The sequence below is a fragment of the Mannheimia granulomatis genome (assembly GCF_011455695.1).
Classification (GTDB): domain Bacteria; phylum Pseudomonadota; class Gammaproteobacteria; order Enterobacterales; family Pasteurellaceae; genus Mannheimia; species Mannheimia granulomatis_A.
This window is the reverse complement of sequence record NZ_CP015030.1, coordinates 133839-152395: the sequence shown is the minus strand read 5'-3', so window position 1 is coordinate 152395 and position 18557 is coordinate 133839. Positions and strand designations below refer to the sequence as shown.

Here is an 18557-nt window from a genome sequence, read left to right as displayed (position 1 = left end):
CTAAATTGAGAATAGATCGTTTTTTTAGAATATATCAATATGGAACCAAATTTCTCTTATCAATGGCAATTTGGCATAAAGCCCAACACCTTAGCCAATCTCGTGGTTGCCGGTAGAAAGACTGCAACTTGCTCTGGTTACTGCTTTTATGCGTCAGAAAATCAACCGCTTCCACAAAAAGGCGAAAAACACATCGTATTAGACAGCCAAAATCAAGCTGTCGTGTGTATTCAGCTGAAGGAAGTCTTCATCGAACGCTTTAATGAAGTCACAGAAGAGTTTGCCCTTGCTGAAGGAGAAGGCGACTATCAATCTTGGAAAATGGCCCACCGCGATTTTTTTAAAGGGGAACTTGGCAAGGAGATTGATGAACACTTTGAAGTGGTTTGCGAACGGTTTTATGCGGTAAATATTTTCCCCAAAACTTATGCGGAATGGCTCACTTTCGCTGAACAAACTTTGCTTGAAAATGCGGAAAACAACCCATTTTTAGATGCCAAATTTGATGCAAATTTGCTACTACAAGCGGTCACAAAACGCTCAAAATCGGCAATTTTTGCTTTTGCAGAAACCAAACTTTCAGAGCAGGAATTAGTGGAACTTGCTGAAAAGCTGGCGCGGCGTGCAAACGGCGAGCCGATGGCGTATATTTTAGGCGAGAAAGAATTTTGGTCTTTGCCGTTAAAGGTTTCAACCGCGACCTTAATTCCCCGCCCGGATACGGAACGTTTGGTGGAATTAGCATTAGATTGGGCTCACAAGCGGTTAGAAAAACAAAAAAATTTGCAAATTTTAGATTTAGGCACCGGCACAGGGGCAATTGCGTTGGCAATGGCGAGCGAGTTGGGCGATAAAGCCGATATTATCGGTGTGGATTTTCAGCTTGATGCCGTCAAACTAGCAGAGGAAAATCGTCAAAATCTTGGCTTTAATAACGTACGTTTTATACAAAGTGATTGGTTTTCCAGCTTAGAAAATCAGCAATTTGACTTGATTTTATCGAATCCGCCCTATATTGATATGGATGATGAAAACCTCCGTTTTGGTGATGTGCGTTTTGAACCTTTAACCGCTTTAGTTGCCGATAACAATGGCTTGAACGATTTGCAAAAAATTATCGAAAATGCACCGCTTCACTTAAAGCCACAAGGGGCATTAATGCTGGAACACGGTTGGCAACAAGCTGAAATGGTACGAAATTTATTTAATTTAACCTTGTGGGAAGCCGTTGAAACAGTACAAGATTATGGCGGTAATGACCGAGTGACTAAAGCAGTTTTAAAAGAATAAAAGGCAGGAAATGGACGATATTATTCAAGAATTATTAAGAGAGCTGGAAGAACCCCAAATTACGATTAGTGAAGTGGAATTAAAAAAATATCTTTATCGTGAAATTTTGCGACTCACTACACTTATTGATAGTAATGTACGCGAGCAGCAAGTGTTTGGGCAGATGTCTGCCTTAGTAAAAAAAGCTCGTTATAATGTCAATGGCGAAACAGATGAAGAACGTATTAATCAACTTCTGACTTTGGTTTATCACAAGTGGGGCTTCAGTTGCTATTATGAAGATTATTTCCATACGGAAAATTTATTGTTAAATCAAGTAATCCGTAAAAAACGCGGAATGCCTGTGTCACTGGGTTCAATTGTGCTTTATTTAGCCTCGGTGTTAGATTTACCGCTCTATCCGGTAAATTTCCCAACCCAGCTGATTTTACGAGCTGAAATCCGTCAACCGAACGGAGCAACCAAAGTTCGTTTTATCAACCCTTGGAACGGCGAATTTTTAACAATTGAAATGCTAAATAAATGGCTAGAGGGAGAATTAGGCTTTGGCTCTGAAGTCACTCCCGATCTTTTAAAACGAGCGAATGTGACCGAGTTATTAGAACGCATCGAAACCGTGTTTAAAATGGCCCTTACCCGAGAAGGGAAATACGAAGAAACGCTACGCTTAATTGAATACCGCCTAGCCTTTAGCCCGGAGGATCCATACGAGATTCGTGACCGAGGTATGGTGTTAGCAAGTATGGATTGCTACCAAGCAGCGTTAGAAGATATTAATTATTTTATCGACCAATGCCCTGAAGATCCATCTACAGAATTACTGAAAATGGAAGTGCAAGGCTTGGAACGCAAAAGCCAAAAAAGTTTGGTGCATTAACTTTACCTCTAGCACGCTAAAGCGTGCTAGGACACTTAAAATTAAGGAACCCCTATGACAGATAAAATTGTAAAAGTCGGTAATATTGAAGTGGCGAATAACAAACCATTTACTCTATTTGGTGGTATGAATGTGCTGGAAAGCCGCGATATGGCACTTCGTGTGTGTGAACAGTATGTGGAAGTCACGCAAAAATTGAACGTACCTTATGTGTTTAAAGCATCGTTTGATAAGGCGAACCGCTCATCTATCCACTCTTACCGTGGGCCTGGGATGGAAGAAGGGTTGAAAATTTTTCAAGAATTAAAACAGACTTTTGGTGTGAATATCATTACCGATGTGCACGAAATTCATCAATGTAAACCTGTTGCAGAAGTGGTAGATGTCATTCAACTGCCGGCATTCTTAGCTCGTCAAACCGATTTAGTGGAAGCGATGGCTCGCACCGGTGCGGTCATTAATGTAAAAAAACCACAATTTTTAAGCCCCGGTCAAATGGGGAATATCGTGGAAAAAATCGCAGAGTGTGGCAATGAAAACGTGATTCTTTGCGACCGAGGTACTAACTTTGGTTACGATAATTTAGTAGTGGATATGTTAGGTTTCGGCATTATGAAAAAAGTATCGAAAGGTTGCCCGGTAATCTTTGATGTAACCCATTCACTACAGTGCCGTGATCCGTTCGGCGCTGCTTCAGGTGGTCGTCGCTCACAAGTCACCGAACTTGCCCGTTCAGGCATGGCTGTTGGTTTAGCAGGGCTTTTCTTAGAAGCTCATCCGGATCCAAATTCCGCAAAATGTGATGGCCCATCCGCCCTACCGCTTTCAAAATTAGAAGCCTTTGTGTCTCAAATGAAAGCGATTGATGATTTAGTGAAATCCTTTGCAGAAATTGATACGGCTAACTAAGGCTCGCTGATTTAGGCGAACCGCTGTGTTCGCCTCTTTATTCGTTATTTTGATAAGAAATTCAATGAATTTAACCCCTTTTTTTATCGCTTTTCGCTATTTTAGATCGAAAAGCGCAGACCGTTTCGGACGATTAGTTACCAACCTTGCAAGCCTTGGCATTGTGCTGGGGGTGATGGCATTGGTGATTGTATTGTCTGTAATGAACGGCTTGGAAAATATGCAGAAAAACAATCTGCTTTCTACCTTACCGCACGCGATTATTTCTCCCCAAGAGGGAAACTTTAGCAAAGATGAAAAGCTGAACCTCCCTGCCTTTGTAAGCGGAAGTGTTGCTATTAACCATGCTAACGTCATTATTCAAAGCTCAGAGGGAATTAATGCCGGTCAGCTTATTGGTGTTGAGCACTCAACTGATGATCCACTATTAGTTTCAGAAAATATTTCCCAATTATTACCAACCGGTGAATTTAAAGTGGTAGTTGGTTCACGTTTGGCAAATAAGCTCAATTTAAGCGTAGGCGATAAGCTACGTTTAATGATTACCGAAAATAGCCAATATACTCCTTTAGGACGTGTGCCGGTACAACGGTTATTTGAAATCTCAGGCATTTACCAGTCTAATCGAGAGGCGAGTGAGTTTACCTTATTTGCGAATTTAGCCGATGTAGGACGTTTACTCAGAATTACCGAAGACCAAGTTCAAGGCGTACGTTTATATCTGCAAGATCCGTTCCAAGTGACCGAACTTCCACAATATTTTATGGAAGAAAACTACCAAATCAGCGATTGGCGTGAACAAAAAGGCGAATTTTTCCAAGCGGTGAAAATGGAAAAAAATATGATGGGCTTGCTCATTAGCCTGATTATTGTAGTTGCTATCTCTAATATCGTCACATCGCTTAGCTTAATGGTGGTGGATAAACAGGGCGAAATTGCCATTTTGCAAACCCAAGGTTTAACCAAAAAACAAGTGATGCAAATTTTTGTGTTCCAAGGAGCAATTGTGGGCGTGATTGGATCATTAGTCGGTGGAGCGATTGGTGTGCTGATTGCGATGAATTTGGATCAAATCATTTTATTGCTTAACCCAACCATTCATTTACCAAGCTTAATTTCGGGCTCACAAATTGCAATTATTATCGGCATTTCTATTTTGCTGTCGCTACTTTGCACCATTTACCCTGCTTACCGAGCCTCAAAAATTGAGCCGGCTCAGGCATTGAGATATGAATAACAATTTACAAAATTTTAAGCAAAAATGACCGCTTGTATTGACGATAAATCAATGAATTTAGTGTGTTAGGACAAAAAATGACAGAATTACTCCGCTGTGAAAATATCAGCAAATTTTATGATGAAGGCGAACAGAAAGTTCAGGTACTAAAAGAAGTTTCGTTTTCAATGAACACCGGTGAGTTAGTGGCAATTGTTGGTAGCTCCGGCTCGGGTAAAAGTACCTTACTTCATACGCTTGGTGGTCTAGATCAACCTAGTTCAGGAGAGGTGTGGATTCGCGGGCAATCTTTGCAAAAATTAAGCTCAGATAAATTAGCCCTCTTACGTAACCAAAATTTGGGCTTTGTGTATCAATTTCATCACTTAATGGCCGATTTTTCCGCTCTTGAAAATGTGATGATGCCAATGTTAATCGGTAAACAAAACAAAACCGAAGCGGCCAGCCGTGCAGAGAAAATGTTACAAGCGGTCGGATTAGCTCATCGAATTACACATCGCCCGTCAGCATTATCAGGTGGCGAACGTCAGCGTGTGGCGATTGCTCGTGCTTTAGTAAACAATCCAGCTTTAGTGCTTGCCGATGAACCGACAGGCAATTTAGACCAAAAAACCACCGAAAGTATTTTTGAGCTGATTCAACAACTCAATCACGAGCAAAACATCGCCTTCTTATTGGTTACCCACGATTTAAACCTTGCCAATAAACTTTCACGCCGTTTAGTCATGCGAGATGGTGTGCTGAGCGAGGGAAATTAATGAACACTCCGTTTTTTATCAGTTGGCGTTATCAACGTGGCAAACAGAAAAATCGATTGGTTTCGCTGATTTCGCTTTTCTCAAGTATCGGTATTGCCCTTGGTGTGGCGGTGCTGATTATCGGCTTAAGTGCAATGAATGGTTTTGAGCGCGAGCTAAACCAACGAGTGCTTTCTGTTGTACCACATGCAGAATTAGTGTCTTATCAAGGTAATAAAAGTGTACCGATTGGCAATGCTTCAAAATTAGAAACATTGGTAAAAAAAACCAAAAATGTGACCGCTAGTTCACCTTTCGTGAGCTTTACCGCATTAATCGAAAACGGCTCACAGCTTAAAATTGCTCAAGTGCGAGGGGTTGATCCACAAAAACAAGATCAAGTCAGCCGCCTAAGCCAATTTATTCCGCCAGAACAATGGCAAGCGTTCTCCAAACAATTTCAGGCTCATGAAGACGGTTTAATTCTCGGAGCGGGTATTGCTAGAGCATTAGAAGTTTCTGCCGGTGATGAAGTCACTATGCTGATTCCACAGCCAACAGAAGACGGGAAATTAGCTCAGCCGTTGCGTTTTAATATGTCTGTCACCGGCGTGCTACGTTTAGAAGGGCAACTTGACCATAGCTACGCGCTAATTCCGCTTAATAAAGCCCAAGAGTTAATGGAATATCAGCCGAATGAAATATCAGGACTTGAAATCAGTCTGTCTAATCCTTTTGATGTACAACATTTGGAAATGCCACAGCTCAACGGCTATCCACAACCGCTGTATTTAAACACTTGGATTGAGAAATTTGGCTATATGTATAACGACATTCAGTTGGTTCGCACCGTTATGTATATTGCGATGGTGTTGGTCATTGGGGTGGCATGTTTTAATATTATTTCTACCTTGATTATGGCGGTAAAAGATAAGCAAGGCGATATTGCCATTCAGCGAACCCTTGGAGCAAATAACGGCTTTATCCGCCGAATTTTCCTTTGGTACGGCTTGCTTTCAGGAATGAAAGGGGCTGTATGCGGTATTATTTTAGGCGTAATTTTATCGCTAAATTTGACCGCTATCATCAAGGCTGTTGAAGGATTTTTTGGTATAAAATTACTGTCTGACGGTGTTTATTTTGTCGATTTTCTACCTAGCGAGCTGCATTGGCAAGACGTAAGTTATGTGCTATTGGCAACTATCATCTTAAGCTTATTTGCCAGCCTATACCCTGCTAACCGGGCAGCAAAACTAGAACCGGCTAAGGTATTAAGCGGACACTAACAACCAATATTGACAAAAAAGCTGCTAACGATTTTTCAAAGAGTTAGCAGCTTTTTTAAATTAAATAATGTGCTTAATTATGGATTAAACGGGAAGAACCACGGAATAAGGATAATACCCAAAATCCAATATAAAAGATTAAGCGGCAAGCCGATTTTGATGAAATCAGTAAATTTATAGCCCCCTGCACTGTAAACCATCGTATTAGTTTGATAGCCTACCGGTGTCATAAAGCTAGTGGCCGCAGCAAACATGACAGCGATAATAAAAGGTGAAGCATCAACACCAAGCATTTTGGCCGTTGAAATAGCAATAGGAGTCAATAATACTGCAGTTCCCGCGTTACTCATAAACTCAGTGAGTATCATTGTGAGTAAATATAACACTGCAAATACAACCAACGGTCCAAATTCACCTACTTTTCCTAAAGTATTATCTACAATAAACTGTGCTGCACCACTATTTGCCATGGCTTCTCCCAATGGCAATAAGCCGGCAAGTACTAAAATAATTTTCCAGTCAATAGAACGGTATGCTTCCTCGGCTGTTAAACAACCGGCAACACACATCGCAACAGCCCCTAATAATGCACTAACGGCAATAGGTACTAAGCCTAATGCAGCGGTTGCTACAACAGCTACCATCACAGATAGGGCAAATTTGCTGTGCCATGATTCTTCCTCTTTCACTAAATCGGAAGATAACACAATAAAATCTTTATCTTTACGTAAGCTTTCCATGTCATCTTTGGGTAATGTCAGTAAAAGAATATCCCCCATTTTAAAAGCTGTAGAGCGTAAACGTTCACGAATGACCTGACTACGACGTTGTATGCCTAATACTGTCGCATTTTTATTCCAACGCTGTCTTAAAATCGGGATAGTACCGCCAATCCAACGAGAAGTAGGTGAAATCATTACTTCAGCTACCATCAAATCATCCTCAAGGTTCTCCTCATCACTATCACGTCGCCCATAAACAACATGGTGTAAACCATATTTTCCGCGAACTTTAGCAAGGTCTTCAGATTCCCCTCGTAGCAATAAAATATCGTGTTTTTGCAGCACTTGATGGCTTGGTGTAGATAATCTCTCACCATCACGCAATACACCAATAGTGAATAAATTAAATTCTTCGTTTAAACCTGAACCGGCAGTACTGCTACCAATTAAAGGCGAATCCTTATTTACTTTTAATTCAGAAACATATTTTCCAAAGCCTTCGCCATCTTCCAGCTGCAAGCGTGATTCCGGCAATAAAAAACGGCTGGTTAGTAATAAGTAAACCACACCAACTGCAAAGAAAATAAGCCCTAAAGGCGCAAACTCAAACATACTGAAACCGGAATGGCCTTGTTTTTGAGCAATAGCATTGACTAACAAATTAGTTGAAGTCCCGATCAGCGTACAAACACCCGCCATTTGAGAAGCAAATGAGAGTGGAATCAAAGCCTTAGATGGAGCCATTTTAATATTTTGTGCAGCAACAATAACAATTGGAATTAACACGGCAACTACTGCTGTATTATTAACAAAAGGAGATACTGCAGCATTCACTCCACATAATATCAACAAAAACAACCAAGGTGATTTCGCATTTGCCAATAAGCTCCCAACCCTATCTAATGCGCCGCTGTTTTGTAAACCCGCTGCTAAGACAAACATTGCAGTAACAGTTACTGTTGCGGAATTTGAAAATCCACTCAATGCAGATTGAGCATCAACCTGCCCTAATAAAACCAATGAACATAATACCAAAATGGCTACGGCATCCATTCGCATTTTTTCTGTTGCAAATAAAAACACGGCAATGAAAGTTACTGCTAACGTTATTACAATGTCCCAAGACATAACTTTACTCCATATTAAATATGTAAATTAAGATAATCCATACCTTATACTGACTCTTAAAGTGAGTGTTCATTGCAAAATAGAAAGACTATCTTAAGAATTAAGACAGTCTTTCAGCAATGTTATTCATTATCTAAGAGCGATATTTTTGATGTTGCTTCACCGCTTTACGAATTTGGCGGATATTAGTCCGGCGACGATTAGCAGTTACATCAACTTTCGTTTCGGTTTCTGCTGGTAAACCAACCAGCTCACGCAAATAGTTCACTTGCTCAAGCCCCATTTCTTCCCAGCCGCCACGAGGTAAGCCTTTATCCAGCTTAATATTACCATAGCGGATACGAATCAAGCGGCTTACTTCCACCCCTTGTGACTCCCACAAACGACGAACTTCTCGATTACGCCCCTCGGTTAAAGTCACATCAAACCATTGATTTAAACCTGTACCACCAACAACTTTAATCTGTTTAAAATTTGCCGGACCATCTTCTAATTGAACACCTTTGCGTAAACGCCCAAGCATTGCATCATCAATATTACCAAATACTCGCACCGAATATTCACGCTCTACTTCACGACTTGGGTGCATTAAACGATTAGCTAGTTCGCCATCTGTTGTAAATAGCAATAAACCTGAAGTATTAATATCTAAACGCCCAACTGCAATCCAACGCGCGCCATTTAAACGTGGTAAACGGTCAAATACTGTAGCCCGTCCTTCAGGATCAGAACGCGTACATAGTTCCCCTTCCGGCTTGTAATACATTAAGACCCGGCAGATCTCTTTTTGCGTTGGGATCAGATTAATTAAATGCCCGTCGATACGAATTTTAGTCGATGAACTCACCTGAACACGATCACCTAATGAGGCAATTTTGCCATCTACACTCACTCGTCCGGCAGCAATAATCTCCTCAAGTTCACGGCGAGACCCTTGCCCTGCGCGTGCTAAGATTTTTTGTAGCTTTTCACCGACTACTTTCCCTTGTTTATCAGCGGATAAAGCGGTCGTTTTTTCGATTTTTTTTACCGTTTTTTGTACCAAAGGCTTAGAAGTCGGACGCTGTGGTTTTTCCGCATTTTTGCCGAATTTGCGTTCATGGCTATCTGCTTTTTCATCTGTCTTTTTAAATGAACGGTTACTACTATGAGATTTCGCATTTGGCATCGCCTTACCAAAGCAAGAATTATTGGCTGGTTTCTTTTGAAAAGTTGTCATAAAGTTCCTTTTGTCGCTTTCACAAGCGTCTGAATTATTATCTCTCCCTTTGTGGGAAAGAGCTAAGCTATTAATTAAACGGGGTCAAATCGCCCGAGCCTGCTCGAATGACAGCAGGACTATCTCCGGTCAAATCTACCACCGTAGTCGGTTGTTGCCCTAAATATCCACCATGAATAATCAACTCAACACGGTGTTCTAAATAATCTCTAATCGCATCAGGATCAGATTCTGTTACTTCCGTTTCCGGCAACATTAACGAGCAAGATAAAATTGGCTCGCCCAAAGTTGAAATTAACGCCAATGCAATCGGATTATTCGGCACCCGAATGCCGATAGTTTTCCGCTTTGTCATTAATCGACGAGGTAATTCTTTGGTTGCAGGCAGAATAAAGGTGTAAGGGTTTGGCGTATTATTTTTGATTAAACGATAAGATTGATTCGTCACCAACGCATAAGTCGAAAGCTCGGATAAATCACTACACACCAAGGTGAAATTATGATTTTCCGGCAATTTACGAATTGCTACAATTCTATCCATCGCATGCTTATCACCCATCGCACAACCCAACGCATAGCCGGAATCTGTCGGATAAACAATAACCCCACCTTTTTTGATAATCTCAACCGCCTGTTGAATCAAGCGTTGTTGCGGATTGTCTGGGTGAATATAAAAAAACTGTGTCATATTATCCTCAAGCCAAAGGCTACACATAAAAATTGTCGCAATTATACACGAATCCAACTGAAATACTGAATAAATATCTCAACTAATCTCTTGACTTATCCTTAATGTACTAGTTTAATAGTGCAAAGAAAATAAAAATAGCAGGAATCTATTATGCCTCAATTAACTGTTACTCAAACGGAACTTCCTTACTTTGCCGATACCACAACGGTTTACTACCATTTATGTGGCGAAAATCCGCACACTTTACTATTAGACTCTGCCGAAATTCAAAGCAAAAACAGTTTGAAAAGTTTATTGTTTGCTAAATCAGCATTGCATATTTTTTGCGAAGCACAAACCGTTACCTTTCAAGCTTTAACTGCGAACGGAAAAGCCGTGTTACCATTCATTGAACAAACGCTGAATCAACTCAACCCTGCGCCTACTTGCAAATTTTTGGTAGAAAATGACCGCTTGCAAGCCGAATTTCCGGAAATTAACAACCATTTAGATGAAGACAGTAAACTGAAAACCACTACTGTATTTGACGGTTTGCGTACTGTTAATCATCTGTTTAGTAATGCTGAATCGCCTATTTATTTAGGTGGCTTGTTTAGTTATGATTTAGTTGCTAATTTTATCCCAATGGAGAATATTCTCCTGCAAGATGACGGCTTAAACTGCCCGGATTACAGTTTCTATCTGGCTGAGCAGTTAGTGACTATCGATCATCAAACACAAAAAGCCTTTTTAAGCACCTTCTGTTTTGATTCTAATGAGCAACAAAATCTGGCTCAACAAGCGGTCGAATTTGCCGAAATTCTTGCAAAACAGCAAGGGCAAACGCTTGATCTAAACATTCAAGCTGCCCACGCTGAAGCCGAAACCAATATTGAAGATGAAGATTTCAAGACAATTATCCGTAAATTAAAACATCATATTAACATCGGTGATGTGTTCCAAATCGTACCATCTCGACGTTTTAGCTTGCCTTGCCCGAATAGACTTGCCAGTTACAGACAGCTAAAAATCAATAACCCAAGTCCTTATATGTTCTTTATGCAGAGCGAAAACTTCACCTTATTTGGTGCTTCGCCTGAAAGTGCATTGAAATATTCACAACATAACCGTCAGCTGGAAATTTACCCGATTGCAGGCTCTAGACCTCGTGGTTTTGATGCACAAGGCAATATCGATCCGGAATTGGATTCTCGCTTGGAATTAGAGCTTCGCTTAGATCAAAAAGAACTTGCCGAGCATTTAATGTTGGTGGATTTGGCTCGTAATGATGTGGCTCGTGTAAGTGAATCCGGCACTCGCCGCGTGGTGGATTTAATGCAAATCGATCGCTATTCACAAATTATGCACTTGGTTTCTCGTGTGATCGGCACGCTTCGCTTTGATTTAGATGCCCTGCACGCTTACCAAGCCTGTATGAATATGGGTACATTGACCGGTGCACCAAAAATCAAAGCTATGCAGTTAATTTATCAAGTCGAACAACAAAAACGCCACAGCTACGGTGGTGCAGTGGGTTATTTAACCTCGGAAGGCAATTTAGATACCTGTATTGTTATCCGCTCCGCATTCGTGCAAAACGGTATTGCCTATGTGCAAGCCGGTTGTGGCGAAGTGTTAGATTCCGATCCACAATTAGAGGCTGATGAAACCCGCCATAAAGCACGAGCGGTGTTAAAGGCAATTGGGCAAGTAAACGCACAGGCAAATGGTTAAGGGGAAACATTATGGCAAACATTCTTTTTATTGATAACTTTGACTCTTTTACCTACAACCTTGTAGATCAATTCCGTGAATTAGGACATAAAGTCACCATTTTCCGTAATGATTACCCATTAGAAGATTTTTTAGACAAAGCATTAAGCACAGAGGATTGCTTAGTGGCACTGTCACCGGGGCCTGGTAATCCAGCAGAAGCCGGCAATTTATTAGAGATTATCCGCCGCTTAAAAGACAAAGTACCGATGATTGGGATTTGTTTAGGCCACCAAGCCTTAATTGAAGCCTTTGGTGGCAAAGTGGTGCATACCGGCACAGTTTTACACGGCAAAGTGTCTCGTATTGAGCACGATAACCAAGCGATGTTTGCAGGCATAAACAACCCGATGCCGGTGGCTCGTTATCATTCCCTCATGGGTGATGATTTACCCGAGGAATTTATCATCAATGCGAAATATGAGCATATTGTGATGGCAATTCGTCATAAAACCTTACCGATTTGTGGCTTTCAATTCCATCCGGAATCCATTTTAACGGTGGAAGGCACAAAATTACTTAAACAATCAGTGCAATGGTTATTAGAGAGCAAAAAATGATTAGTGTATATGGTTTAAAGCAGACATTAGCAGACCGCCGAGCAAAAATTGCCGAGGTCATCTTTGATTGTTTGGAAATGAGCCTTGGTGTGCCAAAACAACGCCATGCCTTGCGTTTTGAACTGCTAGAGGCGGAAAACTTCTACTTACCAATCAATCGCAGCCAAGATTTTATTGTGATTGAAATTAACCTCATGTTAGGACGTAGCGAACAGATCAAAAAACGGCTAATAAAAGGTTTATTCAGCTCTTTGCAATCTAAAGTCGGGATCCTACCGATGGATGTGGAAATTACCATTAAAGAACACCCCGAACATTGCTGGGGCTTTCGCGGGATGACCGGTAACGAGGCAACCGATTTAGAATACCAAGTGCATCGTTAGTACTTCTATTGCTATTTTAGGTATTTAAATAAGGAATATATTATGCAGACACTCTTAGATAAACTATTTGCAAACCAAGCCTTAACTCAAGAGGAATCACACGCTTTTTTTAATGAAGTAATAAAAGGCAATGTCTCAAATGAACAGCTTGCAGCAGCGTTAATTGCCTTGAAACTGCGTGGCGAAACAGTTGCAGAAATTGCAGGAGCGGCAAACGCAGCACTTGAAAATGCCAATCCGTTCCCCACACCGCATTATGCTTTTGCTGATATTGTCGGTACAGGTGGCGATGGGCATAACACCATCAATATTTCGACTACTTCAGCACTTGTTGCCGCAACAATGGGTTACAAAATTGCTAAACACGGCAACCGTAGCGTTTCAAGCAAAACAGGCTCAAGCGATGTGTTAAGCCAATTAGGCATTAATGTAGGCATTAGCCCACAAAACGCACGCCTTGCTCTTGATGAAACCGGTATCTGTTTCTTATTTGCCCCAACGTATCATAGCGGTTTTAAATATGCAGCTCCGGTTCGCCAAGCCTTAAAAACCCGTACAATCTTCAATATTTTAGGGCCTTTAGTTAATCCTGCTCACGCTAAACGCCAGCTATTAGGAGTTTATTCCCCAGAGTTAATAAAAGTATATGCCGAAACAGTCAAAACACTAGGTTGTGAGCATACTATTGTCGTACATGGTGCGGGGCTAGACGAAGTGGCTGTGCACGGCGAAACACAAGTTGCTGAAATTAAAAACGGGCAGATTGATTATTACACCCTAACCCCCGAAGATTTCGGCATTCCCCGCTACTCACTTGATGCCCTAAAAGGTGGTGAACCTGCAGAAAATGCAGAAAAAATCACCGCTATATTACAAGGAAAAGGTGAGCCTGCTCATATTGATGCGGTAGCGGTAAATGTGGCATTACTGCTGAAAGTATTTGGAGAAAGCAATATCAAAGCCAATGTATTAAAAGTGAAAGAAGCCCTTGCCTCTGGCAAAGCCTTTGAAACTTTGCGAAAATTAGCAACATATCAATAACCATATCGTAGCGGCGGGTTTTAACCCGCCTTTATTGACGAACGATTAAAGCCTTCCACCAACTAAAAGACTATTACGTGAAAAAAAGTATTTACGACACCCCCATTTTCTTTGAACGCTACCAGCAGCTACGGCAAAATCCTATCAGTATGAATGAAGTCGTAGAAAAACCGACAATGTTCTCGCTACTGCCCTCACTCAAAGGCAAAAAAGTGTTAGATTTAGGCTGTGGCACAGGAGGTCATCTCGCTCATTATTTAAGCTTAGGAGCGGCAAAAGTAGTCGGCTTAGATTTATCCGAATTAATGCTGCAACAAGCCGAAACCGAACTTTCTACACAATGGCAAAAAGGCAGCGATTTTTCGCTTTACTGTCTGCCAATGGAGCGTTTAGATGAAATTGAAGAGGGTGATTTTGATGTTGTTACCAGCTCTTTTGCTTTTCACTACATTGAAAATTTTACTGATCTACTTGCAAAAATTTCCGTAAAAATGCCCGCTTGCAGCACGCTGATTTTCTCGCAAGAACACCCGATTGTGACTTGTTATAAAGAGGGTTACCGCTGGGAGAAAAATGACGCAAAACAACAGGTTGCTTATCGGTTAAATTATTATCGAGACGAAGGCGAGCGGGATCGCAGTTGGTTTCAACAGCCTTTTAAAACCTACCACCGTACAATGGCAAGCATTTTAAATCAGCTCATTCAAAGTGGCTTTGAGATCATTCAGGTAGAAGAGCCGATGCTTGCCGAACAACCCGAGTGGCAGAATGAATTTAAAGACTTGCAACACCGCCCGCCATTGCTGTTTATTAAGGCTCAAAAACGCAAATAATCACTAAAAGTGGCGATTTTACAACCAATCAAACTCCATTTAGCGAAAAATCATTTGCTCAATTTAGCCGAAAACACTATTATTCTTCCACCAGTACGGAGCGGTAGTTCAGCTGGTTAGAATACCTGCCTGTCACGCAGGGGGTCGCGGGTTCGAGTCCCGTCCGTTCCGCCAACAAATTTAAGCCTCTGAGAAATCAGAGGCTTTTTTGTTATTTGTATGTCTGTATTCTAATTCCTCTCTTTAAAAAAGAGGGGAATTTCATTGATCATCTATTTATATTCAAACCTCAATCAACTTCTGTATCTGCCCTAACCCATTTAACCTTGTACTGGTTAAGTGCGGAGATATTTTTAGCTCATCAAACATCACCTTTAAATTAAAATCTTTCAATTCTTCCGCTGATTTTTCTAACAACGCAATCTGCACAATCATTAAAATCCCTTGCATTAAACGGGCATCGCTATACGCCTCAACCTTGCGGGGCGATAATTGAAATTCAAACCACAGTCGGCTTTCACAGCCTTCAATTTCAGGCAGCTCTATCAATCTTTCTTCACTAGGTTTAGGTAGTTCACGACTCAATTGAATCAACAAGCGGTATCTTTCTTCCCAAGATTTGCAAAGCTCAAACTTTGCGTAAATTTCAGCTAACGTCATACTATCCTCAATATATTTGCAAAAGATTTTAACAATCTGACCGCTTGTTGTTAATGATTTTCTGAAAATTTGCTAGAATACCTGCATTTCGTATTAGGACAGAGGAAAACAAAATGGCATTAGTCCCTATGGTAGTTGAGCAAACCTCAAAAGGCGAACGCTCTTACGATATTTATTCACGTTTATTAAAAGAGCGCATTATTTTTTTAAATGGTCAAGTTGAAGGCCAAATGGCAAACTTAATTGTGGCACAGCTACTTTTTTTAGAAGCAGAAGATCCGGAAAAAGATATTTACCTATATATTAATTCACCGGGCGGTGTAGTTACCGCAGGCTTAGCAATTTACGATACTATGAACTTCATTAAGCCTGATGTGGCAACACTTTGCACAGGACAAGCAGCTTCTATGGGCGCTTTTTTACTCTCAGCCGGAGCGAAAGGTAAACGCTTTGCTCTACCACACGCTCGCATTATGATCCACCAACCGTTAGGCGGTGCAAGAGGTCAAGCAACCGATATTCAAATTCAAGCGGAAGAAATTTTACGTTTAAAAGAAACCCTAACCCGTCGTATGGCAGAACACAGTGGTCAAAGCTACGAAAAAGTGTTAGCAGATACCGAACGTGATAATTTTATGTCGGCTCAAGAAGCAGCGGATTACGGCTTAATTGACAAAGTATTAACTTCACGCGGGGAATTTGCATAATGGCATTTGAAAAAGAACCACACTGCAGCTTTTGCGGCAAAAAACGTACTGAAGTTGAGCAACTTGTTGAAGGCTCTGAAGGCTATATTTGTAATGAATGTATTGAGGAATCTTATGCGCTTTTACACGGTGATGAAGAATCTTTAATTGATGAAAACCAAGAAGATGAAAGTAGCTTTTTTACCCACGTGCCGACTCCGCACGAATTACACGCGCATTTAGACGATTATGTGATCGGTCAGGAACATGCGAAAAAAGTGCTTTCGGTAGCGGTTTACAACCACTATAAACGCTTAAAAAGTGCCTTATCAAACCACGAAGCAACAAACGGTGTAGAACTAGGCAAAAGTAATATTTTATTAATCGGTCCGACAGGAAGCGGTAAAACGTTACTCGCCGAAACACTCGCCCGCCGTTTAAATGTGCCTTTCGCAATTGCGGATGCCACTACCCTTACCCAAGCAGGCTATGTGGGCGAAGACGTTGAAAACGTCATTCAAAAACTATTAATGAAATGTGATTTTGAAGCAGAACAAGCAGAGCGTGGTATCGTCTTTATTGATGAGATCGATAAAATCACCCGCAAATCGGAAAGTGCTTCTATTACTCGTGATGTTTCAGGTGAGGGCGTACAACAAGCCTTATTAAAACTGCTTGAAGGCACAGTGGCGAATATTAACCCACAAGGTGGTCGTAAGCACCCGAAAGGGGAAACTATTCCTGTGGATACTTCAAAAATCCTGTTTATTTGCGGTGGTGCTTTTGCAGGCTTAGATAAAATCGTGGAATCTCGTACGAATACGCAGGGTGGTATTGGCTTTGGTGCGGCATTGAAAAAAGATAAAGACCGCCAAGATTTAACTGAATTATTCAAACAAGTTGAGCCGGAAGATTTAGTCAAATTCGGCTTAATCCCTGAATTAATCGGTCGCTTACCGGTCGTTACACCATTACAAGAGTTGGATGAAGAAGCGTTAATTCAGATCTTAACAGAGCCCAAAAACGCGATTATTAAGCAATACCAAGCGCTATTCCAAATGGAAGGCGTGGAACTGCACTTTACTAAAGATGCGCTAACTGCAATTGCCCATAAAGCAATTACCCGTAAAACAGGAGCGCGTGGTTTACGCTCAATTGTCGAAAACCTATTGCTCGATACAATGTACGACCTACCAACCTTAAAAGCGAAGAAAGTCACTATCGGCAAAGGCTGTGTAGAAAATGGCGATAAGCCGAAGGTGGAATAATCCATTCTTCATAAAAAGGTGCATTAATGCACCTTTTGCTTACTTACTGAATTTACCGTTCAAATTAATGAGCGATAAAACGAGCAATAAAATGAAAATCTGGCAAACAAAATCTCTTATTACTTGGCTGCTTTCGCCACTTTCGCTACTGTTTTGGTTAATTAGCCAAATTCGCAAGCGGTTATATTCTCTGAATATTTTGCAATCGTACCGCTCGCCTGTGCCTGTTTTAGTAGTGGGTAATATTTCTGTTGGCGGTAACGGTAAAACGCCTGTGGTAGTGTGGCTGGTTGAGCAGTTACAGCAAAGAGGAGTAAAAGTTGGGGTAATTTCTCGCGGTTATGGCGGGAAAATCAAGGAATTTCCACAGCTAGTCACGCTACAAAGCTCAGCGGAGATGGTAGGCGATGAACCGGTATTGATTGTGCAACGGACTAATGCTCCGCTAGCAATTTCACCTAACCGCCAGCAAAGTATTGAATTGCTATTAAGTCAATTTGAATTGGATCTGATTATTACCGACGATGGCTTACAACATTACGCTTTAGAGAGAGATATTGAATGGGTAGTAGTTGATGGCACAAGGCGTTTTGGTAACGGTTTTGTACTACCAGCCGGCGGATTACGTGAGCTGCCAAATCGTTTAAATTCAGTAGATGCAGTTATTTGCAACGGTGGCACACCTAACTACAACGAACATTTGATGACACTTGAGCCGTCTGATGCAATTCATCTTTTAACAAATGAACGTAAGCCTTTAAGTGAATTTCGCTCACCTTGTGTGGCGATTGCCGGTATCGGGCATCCGCCTCGCTTTTTCACAATGCTGGAAAAATTAAGCATTCCACTTATAAAAACACAAGGTTTTGCCGATCATCAAACCTTTGATGCTAATCAACTTAAAGCCTTAGCAGACGAGCAAACACCGTTGTTGATGACAGAAAAAGATGCGGTAAAATGCAAAGCCTTCGCGCAAAAAAATTGGTGGTATGTGCCGGTTTCTGCAAAATTTTCAGAAAAATCGACCGCTTGTTTAATCGAACAGGTGATGCAAAAAATCAAAAAAGGAACAAAAGATGAATGAAAAATTACTGAATAACCTAGCTTGTCCGGTTTCGAATGAAAAATTGGAATGGGATAAAGAAAACAACCGTTTAATCAATCGTAAGCTTAATATTGCCTACCCAATTAAAAACGGCATTCCAGAATTACTGCCTGAGGCAGGTGAGTCGTTATAAAAAGAGGGCTGATATTAAATTATCAGCCTTCTATTTAAGA

Annotated in this window: 19 protein-coding genes and 1 tRNA gene; 16 read left to right on the top strand and 4 right to left on the bottom strand. The window is 41.1% G+C overall.

What is annotated here, in order from left to right:
- Positions 1-39 precede the first annotated feature (39 nt).
- The 6 genes from prmC to lolE all read left to right on the top strand — a co-directional run bounded on the left by prmC (position 40) and on the right by lolE (position 6336).
- Positions 40-1290, top strand: coding sequence for a peptide chain release factor N(5)-glutamine methyltransferase (gene prmC, locus A4G16_RS00685; RefSeq protein WP_165888265.1), 1251 nt, complete (start codon positions 40-42; stop codon positions 1288-1290).
- Between the two features lie 10 nt (positions 1291-1300).
- Positions 1301-2167 carry a SirB1 family protein gene (locus A4G16_RS00680; RefSeq protein WP_165888264.1) on the top strand — a complete coding sequence of 289 codons (867 nt, stop codon included), beginning with the start codon at positions 1301-1303 and terminating at the stop codon, positions 2165-2167.
- A 54-nt stretch (positions 2168-2221) separates the two neighbouring features.
- On the top strand, positions 2222-3076 hold the full coding sequence (kdsA, locus tag A4G16_RS00675; RefSeq protein WP_165888263.1) for a 3-deoxy-8-phosphooctulonate synthase: 855 nt from the start codon (positions 2222-2224) through the stop codon (positions 3074-3076).
- Positions 3077-3140: 64 nt separating this feature from the next.
- A complete protein-coding gene (locus tag A4G16_RS00670) occupies positions 3141-4313 on the top strand; it encodes a lipoprotein-releasing ABC transporter permease subunit (RefSeq protein WP_165888262.1) in 1173 nt (390 codons plus the stop codon).
- Positions 4314-4390: 77 nt separating this feature from the next.
- A complete protein-coding gene (gene lolD, locus A4G16_RS00665) occupies positions 4391-5071 on the top strand; it encodes a lipoprotein-releasing ABC transporter ATP-binding protein LolD (RefSeq protein WP_165888261.1) in 681 nt (226 codons plus the stop codon).
- Complete coding sequence (gene lolE, locus A4G16_RS00660; RefSeq protein WP_165888260.1) at positions 5071-6336, top strand: lipoprotein-releasing ABC transporter permease subunit LolE; 1266 nt, start codon at positions 5071-5073, stop codon at positions 6334-6336. The genes lolD and lolE overlap by 1 nt, the downstream gene beginning before the upstream one ends.
- 77 nt (positions 6337-6413) lie before the next feature.
- Here the strand turns inward: lolE and A4G16_RS00655 are convergent, their stop codons facing one another.
- The 3 genes from A4G16_RS00655 to A4G16_RS00645 form a co-directional block, all read right to left on the bottom strand.
- Complete coding sequence (locus tag A4G16_RS00655) at positions 6414-8186, bottom strand: SLC13 family permease (protein WP_165888259.1); 1773 nt, start codon at positions 8184-8186, stop codon at positions 6414-6416.
- Between the two features lie 133 nt (positions 8187-8319).
- Positions 8320-9354, bottom strand: a complete 1035-nt coding sequence (rluB, locus tag A4G16_RS00650; RefSeq protein WP_237052398.1) for a 23S rRNA pseudouridine(2605) synthase RluB — start codon at positions 9352-9354, stop codon at positions 8320-8322.
- 121 nt (positions 9355-9475) lie between these two features.
- Positions 9476-10093: an L-threonylcarbamoyladenylate synthase gene (locus A4G16_RS00645; protein ID WP_027075128.1), complete on the bottom strand. Its 618-nt coding sequence runs from the start codon at positions 10091-10093 to the stop codon at positions 9476-9478.
- 153 nt (positions 10094-10246) lie between these two features.
- Here A4G16_RS00645 and A4G16_RS00640 point away from each other — a divergent pair, with 153 nt between their 5' ends.
- The 6 genes from A4G16_RS00640 (at position 10247) to A4G16_RS00615 (ending at position 14839) form a co-directional block, all read left to right on the top strand.
- A complete protein-coding gene (locus A4G16_RS00640; RefSeq protein WP_165888258.1) occupies positions 10247-11809 on the top strand; it encodes an anthranilate synthase component 1 in 1563 nt (520 codons plus the stop codon).
- A gap of 11 nt (positions 11810-11820) precedes the next feature.
- On the top strand, positions 11821-12408 hold the full coding sequence (locus A4G16_RS00635) for an aminodeoxychorismate/anthranilate synthase component II (protein WP_165888257.1): 588 nt from the start codon (positions 11821-11823) through the stop codon (positions 12406-12408).
- On the top strand, positions 12405-12791 hold the full coding sequence (locus A4G16_RS00630; protein ID WP_165888256.1) for a tautomerase family protein: 387 nt from the start codon (positions 12405-12407) through the stop codon (positions 12789-12791). Before A4G16_RS00635 ends, A4G16_RS00630 begins: the two co-directional genes overlap by 4 nt.
- A 42-nt stretch (positions 12792-12833) precedes the next feature.
- Positions 12834-13832: an anthranilate phosphoribosyltransferase gene (gene trpD, locus A4G16_RS00625; protein ID WP_165888255.1), complete on the top strand. Its 999-nt coding sequence runs from the start codon at positions 12834-12836 to the stop codon at positions 13830-13832.
- 77 nt (positions 13833-13909) lie between these two features.
- On the top strand, positions 13910-14665 hold the full coding sequence (locus A4G16_RS00620) for a class I SAM-dependent methyltransferase (protein WP_165888254.1): 756 nt from the start codon (positions 13910-13912) through the stop codon (positions 14663-14665).
- Between the two features lie 97 nt (positions 14666-14762).
- A tRNA-Asp gene (locus tag A4G16_RS00615) sits at positions 14763-14839 on the top strand.
- A 108-nt stretch (positions 14840-14947) separates the two neighbouring features.
- Here the strand turns inward: A4G16_RS00615 and A4G16_RS00610 are convergent.
- Positions 14948-15325: a SufE family protein gene (locus A4G16_RS00610; RefSeq protein WP_165888253.1), complete on the bottom strand. Its 378-nt coding sequence runs from the start codon at positions 15323-15325 to the stop codon at positions 14948-14950.
- Positions 15326-15417: 92 nt separating this feature from the next.
- Between A4G16_RS00610 and clpP the strand changes: the two genes are divergently transcribed.
- The 4 genes from clpP (at position 15418) to A4G16_RS00590 (ending at position 18517) form a co-directional block, all read left to right on the top strand.
- Positions 15418-16032: an ATP-dependent Clp endopeptidase proteolytic subunit ClpP gene (gene clpP / locus A4G16_RS00605; protein ID WP_257793003.1), complete on the top strand. Its 615-nt coding sequence runs from the start codon at positions 15418-15420 to the stop codon at positions 16030-16032.
- The gene (clpX, locus tag A4G16_RS00600; RefSeq protein ID WP_165888251.1) at positions 16032-17279 is read left to right on the top strand and encodes an ATP-dependent protease ATP-binding subunit ClpX; all 1248 of its coding nucleotides are present in this window, start codon (positions 16032-16034) and stop codon (positions 17277-17279) included. The genes clpP and clpX overlap by 1 nt, the downstream gene beginning before the upstream one ends.
- A gap of 91 nt (positions 17280-17370) precedes the next feature.
- A complete protein-coding gene (lpxK, locus tag A4G16_RS00595; RefSeq protein WP_165888250.1) occupies positions 17371-18363 on the top strand; it encodes a tetraacyldisaccharide 4'-kinase in 993 nt (330 codons plus the stop codon).
- Positions 18356-18517 (top strand): Trm112 family protein, encoded by a 162-nt coding sequence (locus A4G16_RS00590; RefSeq protein WP_042802246.1) that lies wholly within the window; start codon positions 18356-18358, stop codon positions 18515-18517. The genes lpxK and A4G16_RS00590 overlap by 8 nt, the downstream gene beginning before the upstream one ends.
- The last annotated feature ends 40 nt before the right edge of the window (positions 18518-18557 follow it).